At 72.9% G+C, this 11,567-nt stretch carries 10 protein-coding genes and 1 pseudogene; 4 read left to right on the forward strand and 7 right to left on the reverse strand.

All coding sequences use genetic code 11. The features are described from left to right. Positions 1–605: protein kinase domain-containing protein (locus tag ACJOT3_RS31190; RefSeq protein ID WP_406976717.1), on the reverse strand; the 605-nt coding region annotated here is incomplete at its 3' end. A gap of 742 nt (positions 606–1,347) precedes the next feature. Next, complete coding sequence (locus ACJOT3_RS31195; protein ID WP_306371146.1) at positions 1,348–1,710, reverse strand: hypothetical protein; 363 nt, start codon at positions 1,708–1,710, stop codon at positions 1,348–1,350. A 575-nt stretch (positions 1,711–2,285) separates the two neighbouring features. Here ACJOT3_RS31195 and ACJOT3_RS31200 point away from each other — a divergent pair. After that, on the forward strand, positions 2,286–3,560 hold the full coding sequence (locus ACJOT3_RS31200; RefSeq protein ID WP_406976718.1) for an MFS transporter: 1,275 nt from the start codon (positions 2,286–2,288) through the stop codon (positions 3,558–3,560). Between the two features lie 62 nt (positions 3,561–3,622). On the opposite strand, the gene ACJOT3_RS31205 is transcribed toward ACJOT3_RS31200, so the two are convergent. Continuing rightward, positions 3,623–4,579 carry an aldo/keto reductase gene (locus ACJOT3_RS31205; protein WP_406976719.1) on the reverse strand — a complete coding sequence of 319 codons (957 nt, stop codon included), beginning with the start codon at positions 4,577–4,579 and terminating at the stop codon, positions 3,623–3,625. Between the two features lie 152 nt (positions 4,580–4,731). On the opposite strand from ACJOT3_RS31205, the gene ACJOT3_RS31210 reads away from it, so the two are divergent. The 3 genes from ACJOT3_RS31210 (at position 4,732) to ACJOT3_RS31220 (ending at position 6,537) form a co-directional block, all read left to right on the forward strand. Beyond that, entirely contained in the window at positions 4,732–5,223 is a 492-nt protein-coding gene (locus ACJOT3_RS31210; RefSeq protein WP_406976720.1) for a MarR family winged helix-turn-helix transcriptional regulator, read from the forward strand. Positions 5,224–5,278: 55 nt separating this feature from the next. Further along, a complete protein-coding gene (locus tag ACJOT3_RS31215) occupies positions 5,279–6,076 on the forward strand; it encodes a GNAT family N-acetyltransferase (protein WP_406976721.1) in 798 nt (265 codons plus the stop codon). Between the two features lie 101 nt (positions 6,077–6,177). After that, the gene (locus tag ACJOT3_RS31220) at positions 6,178–6,537 is read left to right on the forward strand and encodes a VOC family protein (protein WP_406976722.1); all 360 of its coding nucleotides are present in this window, start codon (positions 6,178–6,180) and stop codon (positions 6,535–6,537) included. On the opposite strand, the gene ACJOT3_RS31225 is transcribed toward ACJOT3_RS31220, so the two are convergent. The 4 genes and pseudogenes from ACJOT3_RS31225 to ACJOT3_RS31240 form a co-directional block, all read right to left on the reverse strand. Further along, a complete protein-coding gene (locus tag ACJOT3_RS31225) occupies positions 6,534–7,145 on the reverse strand; it encodes a hypothetical protein (protein ID WP_406976723.1) in 612 nt (203 codons plus the stop codon). The two genes, ACJOT3_RS31220 and ACJOT3_RS31225, sit on opposite strands and share 4 nt — an antisense overlap. Before the next feature lie 135 nt (positions 7,146–7,280). Continuing rightward, complete coding sequence (locus ACJOT3_RS31230) at positions 7,281–9,098, reverse strand: acyl-CoA dehydrogenase (RefSeq protein ID WP_406976724.1); 1,818 nt, start codon at positions 9,096–9,098, stop codon at positions 7,281–7,283. Positions 9,099–9,320: 222 nt separating this feature from the next. Continuing rightward, positions 9,321–11,021: a thiopeptide-type bacteriocin biosynthesis protein gene (locus ACJOT3_RS31235; protein WP_406976725.1), complete on the reverse strand. Its 1,701-nt coding sequence runs from the start codon at positions 11,019–11,021 to the stop codon at positions 9,321–9,323. Positions 11,022–11,284: 263 nt separating this feature from the next. Then, positions 11,285–11,567 (reverse strand): annotated as a pseudogene (locus ACJOT3_RS31240) (hypothetical protein); the annotation flags it as partial.

Here is an 11,567-nt window from a genome sequence, read left to right on the forward strand (position 1 = left end):
GCGAACAGCAGGACCGCGCCGAGCGAGAACAGGTCCCCGGCGGGCAGGACGGTGCGCCCGGCCAGGTATTCGGGCGCCGTGTAGGCGGGCGGCCGGGGGCTCCGGCGGGCGGCCGAGCCCGACCGCGCGCGGCCGATGCCCAGGCCGATCAGCCGCGGTCCGGCGGCGTCCACGAGCACGTGGGCCGGGGACAGCTCGTGGTGGACGCACCCCTGGCCGTGCAGCCGCTCCAGGGCCTCGGCCAGTCCCCGGGCCAGCAGGAGCAGGGCGGGTTCGGGCAGCGGCCCGGCGCCGCGGACGAGGTCGCGCAGGCAGGGCCCGGCGACGAAGCCGGTGGCCACCCAGGGGTGTCCGGCGGACAGGTCGTGGCCCAGCAGGGGCGGGGTGAAGCGGCCGCGCACCCGGGAGGCCTCGGCGGCGTCGTGGGCGAACCCGGTGCGGAACCCGGGGTCGGCGGCGAAGTCCTCGCGCACGGCGCGCACCGCGGCGGGGCGGCCGTCGGGGTCGACACCCAGGTACACGGCGCCCAGATCGCCGGAACCGAGGTGGGCGATCAGGCGGAAACCACCGAGGCGGTCGGGCTCATCGGGGGTGAGGGGGCGCATGGGTCCTCTGGGGGGTCCAGGGGCGGATGAGGACGCGGTCGGGACGGAGAGAGGGGTAGGGGACACCTTAGTCCGTTGTCGGCGTCGTTAGGGCACGATTCGGGACCAAGGTCGCCCTTGGTGCTGTTTCCCGCGCCTCGCCCGGTTATGCCGCTGATCGCCGCCGATCTCCTGGGATCCGTGGGGCGGAAGAGAAGAAAGTCCCCGAATGAGTGAACCGTCCCGGTGGTGGGGTGCGTTGAACTCCAGGGCGTGCTCCGTGGATGCTCGCGGTCGGTCGGCGATCGCGCCGGGTGACGCGGGCGGACGCCGGGCGTTCTCTCGCGGGACGACCGGCGGGAGGCGGCCGGTGTGGTCGCGAGAAGGCTCGCCGGAACACGTCCCGGCCGGTGTATCGCCCCTTGAGGACGGCTTGGGGCGCTGCACCGTGCGGACAGCGCGGGAGACCGGGTCCGGGAGACCGGGGCCGGTGGGTCGGCCCGTCGCGGTGGTGCGGGCTCGCACGGCGGTGCGGGCCTGCGCAGTACGCGGGCCTGAGCGATGGCGCGGGCTTGCGCACTGCGCGGGTCTGCACGGCGGCGCGGATCGGCGCAGTGGTGCGGGTTCGCACGGCGGCGCGGGCATACGCGACGGCCGACCCACCGTGCGGTGGGTCGGCCGTGGAAGTTCTATGCGGCCCCGAGGGGGCCGTTGTCCCGCCCCGCGTCCGCCGGGTGCGATCCCGGGCGCGGGGGAGTGGTGGTCAGGCGGCGACCGGCTGGGAGCGGTAGGACGGCTCCGGGGGGAGGGCGACCGGGTTGAGCTTCTCGGCGGCGCCGACCGGGTCGCTGGCCGGGTGCGACATGGTGCCGCCCTGGAAGAGGTCGTTCCAGAAGAAACGGCCGTCGCGGCACCACACGTTGACGTCGTGCTTCACCGACATGACGGCCATGTCCGAGGTCCCCGACCAGTAGAACTGGCGGGAGGTGGAGGCTGCGAGTTCGCCCAGCAGGGCCGTGATCGCGCGCTGGGCGCAGAAGGCGTGGCGGGGCTTGTGCTTGACCCGTCTGGCAAGTGCCGACTTCACCCGGGAGACCCGGGGGTTGTTCAGTCGCCAGTGACTCAAGGTCGTCTCCAGTGTCTCGGTTGCCGCGGTCATGGCCTGTGTGGCGGTTGCGGCCACATCGCCGCGGTTCGAGGTCCGCCGTCCCGTCCTGGGGCGTTGACGGCTTCCCTCCACAAAGTTGGTGAGGTTCAGAGGTTGTCGTTACCTCGTAGTTATTCTTTGCGTTCCGGATGCTAGCAGCACCTGACCCCCGGTAGTCGAGACTTCTGAGAGTGGCCAATGTCACATTTAACGAAAGGGTCTCGACCACGTGTCGTATGAGACATGCAGGTCAGAGTATGTTTTTCGAACTTGGTTCCGGTTTCTGAAACGGCGTCTACTCGCCAGTAATCCCGGGTTGCCTGTCGGGAGTGTCACCCGGTTTCACGACCCGGGGTGTACCTCGTATTGCTCTGCGTGACTTTGCCCAGCTTGCACAGCCTTGACCGTCCCGGAGCCCGTCTTTGCTTTCGGCGGGGGTTGCGGGCCGACCCGCGGCGGCGTGGTGTTTTGCGTTCGTCGGTAACCCCGGTGTAAAGAGCGGTCGCGACACTGAAGGAGACTGGAGAGGTCAGACCTCTACGAGAGAAGTGCCCGTGACCCAGACACAGACATCCGGTGACAGGACCAAGGAGAACGCCGTTCCCCTGGAGCCCGCGGGCGGCACCCGCGCCTGGGTGGTCTGGGGCGTCGCCGTGATCGGCTACTTCCTCGCGATGCTCCACCGCAACGGACTGGGTGTCGCCGCGCTGGAGGCGCAGGCGCGCTTCGACGTCGGACCCGCGCTGCTCTCGCTGCTGCCGATGCTCCAGCTGCTCATCTACGTTCTGCTCCAGGTGCCCGCGGGCCTGCTCGCCGACCGGCTCGGACCCCGCTTCACCCTCGTCATCGGCATGATCGCGATGGCGGCGGGCTCCTGCCTGTTCGCCCTGGCCCCCGGCGTCGAGGCGGCGATCGCCGGACGCTTCCTCATCGGGCTGGGCGACGCCCTGGTCTTCCTCAACGTCATCCGGCTGGCCGCCCTGTGGTTCCCGCGCTCCCGCTACGCCCTCGTCAGCGGCCTGACCGGCGTGGTCGGCGGCACCGGGCAGGTCGCCAGCGCCGCGCCGCTGGCCTGGGCGCTGGGCGGCGTCGGCTGGGTCGCGGCGTTCCTCACCACCACCGGGCTCACCCTGCTGGTCGCCGTCCTCGTCCTGCTGGTCGTGCGCGACCGCCCCGCGGGCGCGGCCGGACACTCCACCGTCATCGACCCCATCCCCCTGTGGGCGGCGCTCAAGGAGGCGCTGTCGGCGCGCGGGCCGCGCATCGGCATGGCCCACCACGCGGCGATCATGGCGCCCTTCACGATGATGATGGTGCTGTGGGGCTACCCCTTCCTCGTCACCGGGCTGGGGCTGGCCGAGGGCACCGCCGCCCTCACCCTCACCGCGCTGGCCGCCGGGGCGCTCTGGACCGCCCCCCTGGTGGGCGCTCTGGTCGGCCGCAACCCGGCGCTGCGCGGGGTGCTGGCCCTGAGCCTGGCCTCGACCATCGGCCTGGGCCTGGTGCTGCTGGTCGCCTGGCCCGGCGGCGTGCCCACCGGGGTCGGGCTGGCGGTCATGGCCGTGTGCGCGGTCGGGCAGACGCTGGCGCCCACCATCTCCTTCGACTACGCGCGCGACGGCATCCCCGCGGGGCGCACCGGGGTCGCCTCCGGGCTGGTCAACATGAGCGGGTTCACCACGGCGGTGGCGTGCACCGTGGCGGCCGGGGCGATCCTCCAGGCGCTGCCGCCGGGGCCGGACGCGTTCCGCCTGGCGTTCCTGCCGATCTGCGCGACGACGCTGCTGGCCGGCGGAGTGCTCGCCTACCTGGTGCTGCGCCGCCGCTGACGGGTGGGCGGCGCGGGGGCGGGGACCGACGTCGGCCCCCGCCCCCTTTGTCGCCCGCGGGGTCAGTAGCGGGTGCCGACGGCCTCCGGGGCGGCGTCCAGCAGCGCCCGCTGCTCCGGGGAGAGGGACAGCCCGGCGGCGGCCGCGTTCTCCTTGAGGCGTTCGGGGTTCTTGGTCCCCGGCAGGGCGATCACGTGCTCCCCCTGCGCCAGCACCCAGGCCAGGGCCGCCTGGGCGCCGGTGGCGCCCAGCTCCGCGGCCACCGCGCGGACGCGGTCCACGATCGGCTGGTTGGCCGCGATCGACTCGGGCTGGAAGCGCGGCGTCCGGTGGCGGCCGTCCACCTCCGGCAGGTCCGCGGAGGAGCGGACGGTGCCGGGCAGGAAGCCGCGGCCCAGCGGGGAGTAGGCGATGAAGGCGATCCCCTCCGCCGCGCAGTGCTCCAGCACGCCGTCCGCCAGGGGCTCGCGGCTCCACAGCGACAGTTCGCTCTGCACCGAAGCGACCGGGTGGATCGCCTGGGCGGCGCGGATCTGCTCCACGTTCGCCTCCGACAGGCCGATGGCGCCCACCTTGCCCTCGCGGACCAGTTCGGCGAGGGCGCCCCAGCTGTCCTCCAGCGGTACCTCGTCGTCGATGCGGTGCAGCTGGTAGAGGTCGACGTGGTCGACCCCCAGACGGCGCAGGCTGGCCTCGCAGGCGGCGCGCAGATGCTCGGGCCGGCCGTCGCGGTGGGCGGCGAAGGTCTCGGGGTCGTCGACGACCAGGCCGCCCTTGGTGGCGAGGAAGGCCCGCTCGCGGTGGCCGCGCAGGGCCCGGCCGACCAGGGTCTCGTTGGTGAAGGGGCCGTACTGGTCGGCCGTGTCGACCAGGTCGCAGCCCAGGTCGAGGGCGAGCCGGACGACCTCGGCCGAGACGTCGTCGTCGCGGCCGAGCATGTCGTATCCCCAGGACATGCCCATGCAACCGAGGCCGATGGCGCCGACCTCGCGTCCGGCGAGTGCTCGCTTGTGCTCCACGGGGGGTTCTCCTTCGGGTGGTGTCCGCTGACACCCGCAAGAGTAACAGAGCTCTGTCATAAGACAGGGGATTGGTTTTTGTGAGTGGGCTGTCCTCGTGGGCGTCGTGGGATGATCGTGCACGTCGGGGAACCGGAACATGGGGAGGCGGCGTGGACACGGAGTCCGTGGCGGCGGGACGCCTGGGGCACACCATCAAACGCGCCGAGCAGGCCCTGATCGGCCGCAAGTCCAAGGCGCTGCGCGAATTCGGGCTCACCGTGCCCCAGTACGCCGTCCTGCTGCTGCTGTCGGTGTCCGAAGGGATGTCCGCGGCCCAGCTGGCCCGCGAGTGCATGGTGACCCCGCAGACCATGGCGACCGTGCTCACCAACCTGGAGCGGTCCGGCCTCATCGAGCGGAGCGTCTCCCCGCTGCACCGGAAGGTCACGGTCAACGTCATCTCCGAACCCGGCCGGGAGCTGGTGGAACGGGCCGACCGGGCCGCGCTGCGGGTGGAGGGCGCGCTGGCGGCCGCGTTCACGCCGCGGGAGGCGGCGGCCCTGGACGCCCTGCTGGAACGCGCCATCGACGCGCTCGACGGCCTGGAGGGCCTGGACGGGGCGGAGGGGCCGGACGGGGCGAACCGGCCGGACGGACGCTGACCGGCCCCGGGGAACCCGGCGCCGCGGCGGCCGCGGCCGGGGGATGATGGGCGCCATGCTCGACTTCTACGACGCGCACGTGCGCGGCCTGCCCGACCCCCTGCCCGCCGGTGTCACCGTCGAACCCGACGGGCCGCTGCTGCGGCTGGTCGGCGGACACCGGGGGTTCGTGGCCGCGCCCGCCGACCTGACCGGGGTGCGCGGAGCCGACCTGGACGCCCTCATCGCCCGCCAGCGCGACCGCTTCGCCGGGCTCGGACAGGCGGTGGAGTGGAAGACCCACGGCCACGACCGGCCCGCCGACCTGCCCGACCGGCTGCGCGCCGCCGGGTTCGAGCCGGAGGACGAGGAGACGGTCCTGCTCGCCCCGGCGGCGGACCTCGCCGCCGAGCCCGTCCTGCCCGGCGGGGTCGTGCTGCGCCGGGTGGCCGAGCGCGCCGACCTGGAGCGCGTCGCCGCGTTCCAGTCCGCCGTGTGGGGCGACGACTGGGCCTGGCTGGCCGACGACCTCGCCGCGCGGCTCGCCGCCGACCCGGAGGGGACCGCCGTCCTGGTCGCGGAGGCCGCCGGAGAGGTCGTGTGCGCCGCCTGGTTGGTCGCCCGCCCCTCGCAGGGGCACGCGGGCCTGTGGGGCGGCTCCACGCTCCCCGCCTGGCGCGGCCGGGGCATCTACCGGGCGACCGTCGCCGAGCGCGCCCGCCTGGCCGTCGCCCTGGGCGTCCGCCACCTCCAGGTGGACGCCTCCGCCGACAGCGCCCCCATCCTGCGCCGCCTGGGCTTCACCGCCGTCACCACCACGACCCCCTACGTCTGGACGCCCCCGGCCGCCCCCGTCACCACTGGTCAAATTTGACCAGTCCGCGGGTGTGGCGGAGGAACGGGAACGTCGGTGGGGCGACGGCGCGGGCGTGGCGCGGGAGTGGGAACGTCGGCGGGGTGGCACAGGATGGGCGCATGACGTCACCACAGCACCACCGCATCGACTACATCGAGATCCCGGCCGACAATCTGGAGGCGTCCAAGCGCTTCTACGGCGAGGTGTTCGGCTGGGAGTTCAACGACTACGGCCCCAACTACGCGGGCATCAAGGGCCCCGGCGACCGCGAGGTCGGCGGCCTCAACCCCGAGGGGAACGAGCACCGCGGCGGCGGCTCCCTGGTGCTGCTGTTCTCCGACGACCTGGACGCCACGGCCGCGGCGGTCGAGCGCGCGGGCGGCCGCATCCTGCTGGGCCCCTACCCCTTCCCCGGCGGGCGCCGGTTCCACTTCGCCGACCCCGCGGGCAACGAACTCGGCGTCTGGGCCGAGTCCTAGGCCGACAGCCCCGCGGTGCGCACCGCCGTCAGGGCGCGGTCGGGGTCCAGGTCGACCTCCTCCGCCCCGCGCAGGGCCGCGGCCAGGTCCCGCACGGCCGCCTCGTCCACGCTCCCGGCCTCCAGCCGGGTGAGGAACGCGGCCAGGGCGTCCGCCGCGGCCCCGAAGGCCGGGATCTCGTCGAGCACGCCCTCGGGTCCGCCGCCCGCCCAGGCCGCGGACAGGGCCAGCCCGTCGTCCTCCAGGTCGTCCGGGTAGGGCGCACGCGCCCAGGCGCCGTCCTGCCACCAGTACAGGTATCCGATGGTCCCGGCTTCGGCCTCGGGACGCAGCTCCTCCCGCGGCAGCCACTCCGGACCCCCGGCGAGGAAGTCCACCGGGTCGTCCCGCAGGTGCCCGTGGCTGCCGTCGGAGTCCTGTCCCCAGAAGAACGCCCGCCCGCCCGGCAGCCGGCCCAGGGTCCACCACCAGGAGCCCCCGCCGCCGTCGGGGCACCACACCTCGTTCTCCTTGAGGCGGACGCCCCTGCCGCACAGGTGCAGCAGCACGGCGTGCGCCCACAGGCGGTCGAACGGCAGCAGGTCCCCGGGCAGGCTCGGTCGGTGCATGACCAGGACCCTAGCGGCCCCCACCGACGCGGAAGGGGGCGGGGCCGAGTGGCCCCGCCCCCTTCGCGGTGGCGGTTCGGGGTGTGTCCGGTGGATCTCTGACCCGCCGGGCGCACCCCGGTCCCTCGTCCGGCCCTAGAAGGCGGACTCGGGGACCTCCATGAGGTCGTTGGTGACGTTCTCCGCGATGCGGCGCTCGGCGGCGACGCGCGGCAGGATCTGGTCGGCGAAGAAGCGCGCGGCGGCGATCTTGCCGGTGTAGAAGTCCTTGTCGTCGCCCTGGGCGCCGTCGATCTTGTTCAGGGCCACCTCGGCCTGGCGCAGCAGCAGCCAGCCCAGGACCACGTCGCCGAAGGCCATCAGCAGGCGGACCGAGTTGAGGCCGACCTTGTACAGTTCGGTCTTGTTCTCGGCGGAGGCCATCGCGTGGCCGACCATGACCTCGATGATCTTCTCGACGTTCTCGGTCGCCTCCAGGAGCAGCTTGCGCTCCTCCTTGAGCTGCCCGTTGCCGGCCTCGCTGTTGGCGAAGGCCTTGATCTCGCCCGCGAGGGTGCCCAGCGCCTGGCCGCCGTTCTTCAGGATCTTGCGGAAGAAGAAGTCCTGGGCCTGGATGGCGGTGGTGCCCTCGTAGAGGGTGTCGATCTTGGCGTCGCGGATGTACTGCTCGATCGGGTACTCCTGCAGGAAGCCGGAGCCGCCCAGGGTCTGCAGCGACTCGGCCAGCAGCGCGTAGGAGCGCTCGGAGCCGACACCCTTGACGATCGGGAGCAGGAGGTCGTTCATGGCCTCCAGTTCGGCGTGGTCCTCACCGTTGGCCTTGGCGATCTGGATGGCGTCCTGCTGCGTGGCCGTCAGCGTGACCAGGGCGCGCATGGCCTCCACGTAGGACTTCTGCGTCATGAGGCTGCGACGCACGTCCGGGTGGTGGGTGATGGTGACCTTCGGGGAGTCCTTGGCACCGGCGAGGTCGTTGCCCTGCACGCGCTCCTTGGCGTACTCCAGGGCGTTGAGGTAGCCGGTGGACAGGGTGGCGATCGCCTTCGTGCCGACCATCATCCGCGCGTACTCGATGATGAGGAACATCTGGCGGATGCCGTCGTGCTTGTCGCCGACGAGGTAGCCGATGGCGGGGTGCTTGTCGCCGAAGGTCAGCTCGCAGGTGGTGGAGGCCTTGAGGCCCATCTTGTGCTCGACGTTGGTCACGTAGGCGCCGTTGCGCTCACCGAGGGAGCCGTCCTCGTTGACCAGGTACTTGGGGACCAGGAAGAGCGAGAGGCCCTTGGTGCCGGGGCCGGCGCCCTCGGGGCGCGCCAGCACCAGGTGGAAGATGTTCTCGGTCATGTCCTGCTCGGCCGAGGTGATGAAGCGCTTCACACCCTCGATGTGCCAGGTGCCGTCGCCCTGGTCGGTGGCCTTGGTGCGGCCGGCGCCGACGTCGGAGCCCGCGTCGGGCTCGGTCAGCACCATGGTGGCGCCCCAGCCGCGCTCGATGGCGAGCTTGGCGAACTCCTTCTGCTTCTCGTTGCCCTCGGAGTAGAGGATGCTCGCGAAGCCCGGACCCGCGGAGTACATGTGGATGGACGGGTTGGCGCCCAGGACCAGCTCGGCCGCGGCCCATACGAGGGAGCGGGGCGCGCCGAGGCCGTCGAGCTCCTGCGGGAGGTCGAGGTTGTACCAGCCGGCGTCCATGTAGGCCTGGTAGGACTTCTTCAGGCTCTCGGGGATCTGGACGGTGTTGGTCTTGGGGTCGAAGACCGGGGGGTTGCGGTCGGCGTCCTCGAACGACTCGGCGATGACGCCGGTCGCGAGGCGGTTGACCTCGTCCAGGATCGTCCGCGCGGTCTCCTCGTCCAGCTCCTCGAACGGGCCCTTGCCCAGGATGTCCTGGCGGTTGAACAGTTCGAAGAGGTTGAACTGGATGTCACGCAGGTTGCTCTTGTAATGCGTCATGGACAGCTCCGCTGTGTCCCTGGCCGCGGTGTCTGTACACGCGGATCTACCGACTAGTAACAAGTCAATGTTACTACCCAGTAGAACTCCGCGCCAGTAGGGGGGAGGGGGGTGTGTCCGGGCGGACAGGTACATGTGGCGAAGTGCCTGGTAGACGGGGGAACAGAAGTGTTTCCCGGGCGTGAACGGGACGGATCCGCCCGGGGGTGTCGCGGTCAGACCCTACTCCCCGCTCCCCCCGCCCACCGGGACCAGGGTGAGCACCACCCGGTCGATCCCGTCCAGGTGCAGCAGCGTGTGCGCCGCGTCGTCGGCGAACCCCGAGACGACCAGGCTGCGCAGGCCCAGCGCGGTCGCGCACAGCGTCACGTTCTGCGCGATGTGCCCCGCCTCCTGGAGCAGCAGCCGCAGCGCCCGCTGCCCGTACCCCGCCCGCAGCCGGCCGACGTCACCCACCAGGAACACGAACGCGCCCGCGCTCGCCGTCACCATGCCCGGCATCCCGTCCGCGGACGGGCGCAGGAAGGGGGACAGGGCCGTCAGCCGCTCCACCGGGACCGGGCCGTCCGCCCGCACCAGGGCGTGACGTTCGGGCCGGTAGCGGTAGGTGCCCGGGTCCAGGCCCGCCACGTTCCGCACCACCGCCCACACCTCGACCGCGTACGCGCCGCCGGGGCTGGGGTGGGTGCGGGGCGGGCGGTGGCGGCCGGGCTCCCCGGCGCGTTCGGGGCTGAGCCCGGCGGCGTGCCCCAGCAACGACGACAGTTCCGCCGCCGACAGCCCGGACCCGTAGTCGCCGTGCGCGCTGGAGCGCCGGGCCAGCACCTCGCCCAGCGGGGCGGTGAGAGGCAGCGGCGGGGGGAGCTCGGTCACGGGCGCGCCGAACGCTTCGGGGGGCTCGCCCTCCACGGGGACCGGCCGGGGCAGCTGCACCGTGGAGATGCCCTCGGTCCGGTACTTGGAGGCCTCCGCGTACACGCGGTCCGCCGCCGCGGTCCCATCCGCGAAGTAGTCCCGGTCCGCCTCCCAGCGCGGGTACGCCAGCGACACCAGCCAGGCGATCCGCCGCTCGTCGTCGATGTCCAGGCCCAGCCGGTTGTGGTGCATGTGCAGCAGCGACCACACGATCCGGGTGAGCTCGTTGGCCAGCGGCCGCTCGGCGTGCAGCGCCCGCAGCCGGTCCACGGCCTCCCCGAGCGCCCGCGTCCACAGGTGGTGGGTGCTGCCGCCCTCCTGCGACACCAGCCGCTCCAGCACCGAACGCCGCTGGAGCCACTTGGCCGGAGCCGAGTGGAACAGCCGCTCGGCCTCCAGCCGGGGGGTGTCGCCGCCCCGCGCCACCTCCGCCGAGAAGTCCCAGGAGGCGTGGTAGCCGCGGGCCTGCCGGACCGCCTCCACGTCGCCCAGCCCCAGCACCCCGAACGCCAGCGACACCAGGTCGGCGGCGATCGCCTGCCGCTGCCCGGGCCGGGGCGCCGCCCGCAGCACCGCCAGGGCGATGGCGGAGCTCGCACAGAAGAAGTCCTCGCACACCTCCAGGGCGTCCGGCCCGCCGTAGCGCTGGGTCTCCGGCTCGTAGACCGCGTCGGCGACCTCGCCGTCGGCGTGCCAGTCGGCGTGGTCCGCCTGCGGCAGGCCCCGGTAATAGGTGTCCGGGGTCAGGTCCAGGGCGTCGGCGGAGGTGCGGGCGGCCGCCGTGCGCATCCGGTCGGCGAACCCGCGCACCGCGTCGCCGTCGCCGTCCAGGAACCGCACCCGCAGGTGCGGTCCGCCCGCCCAGTAGCGGATGAAGAACCACGCCTTTGCGCCGCCGTCCGCCACCAGGGCGTCGGCGGCGGGGGCCAGGTGCTCCAGCAGGAACGCGTCGATGTCCTCGCGGCTGCGCAGGAGGTGGACGTACACGGCGGACCAGGTGCGGGTCATCGGGGTCCTTCGGGCTCGCGGCGAACGGGGGGAGGGGCCGGGGTCAGGGTGGGTCAGCGTGCGAAGCGCATCCGTTGAGGGTGGTGGAGGGCGACGGGTCAGGGTGGGTCAGCGCGCGAAGCGCATCCGTTGAGGGTGGTGGAGGGGGACGGGTCAGGGTGGGTCAGCGCGCGAAGCGCATCCGTTGAGGGTGGTGGAGGGCGACGGGTCAGGGTGGGTCAGCGCGCGAAGCGCATCCGTTGAGGGTGGTGGAGGGCGACGGGTCAGGGTGGGTCAGCGCGCGAAGCGCATCCGTTGAGGGTGGTGGAGGGCGACGGGTCGGGCAGGACGGCGTCAACGGGCAGGTCCAGGTAGGCGCCGCGCTCGGCGCGCACCCACAGCTGGTAGGCGGGGGTCGAGTCGGGGCCCAGGCCGAGCACGGCCGCCCACTCGGACTCGGTGTAGTTGCGCATGGGCCGGGCGCACAGCCCGCTGCCCGCGGCGGCCAGGCAGCCCCACTGGGTGACCCAGCCGAGCAGGGGGTGCAGGGCGGTCTGGGCGCGGTCG

The sequence above is a fragment of the Nocardiopsis protaetiae genome (genome assembly GCF_045446735.1).
Classification (GTDB): domain Bacteria; phylum Actinomycetota; class Actinomycetes; order Streptosporangiales; family Streptosporangiaceae; genus Nocardiopsis; species Nocardiopsis protaetiae.

Excerpts from the sequence above, each read along its gene's own strand:
- ACJOT3_RS31215 (WP_406976721.1), top strand. The coding sequence starts at position 5,279 with ATGCTCGACTTCTACGACGCGCACGTGCGCGGCCTGCCCGACCCCCTG.
- ACJOT3_RS31220 (WP_406976722.1), top strand. The coding sequence starts at position 6,178 with ATGACGTCACCACAGCACCACCGCATCGACTACATCGAGATCCCGGCC.
- ACJOT3_RS31225 (WP_406976723.1), bottom strand. The coding sequence starts at position 7,145 with ATGCACCGACCGAGCCTGCCCGGGGACCTGCTGCCGTTCGACCGCCTG.
- ACJOT3_RS31230 (WP_406976724.1), bottom strand. The coding sequence starts at position 9,098 with ATGACGCATTACAAGAGCAACCTGCGTGACATCCAGTTCAACCTCTTC.
- ACJOT3_RS31235 (WP_406976725.1), bottom strand. The coding sequence starts at position 11,021 with ATGACCCGCACCTGGTCCGCCGTGTACGTCCACCTCCTGCGCAGCCGC.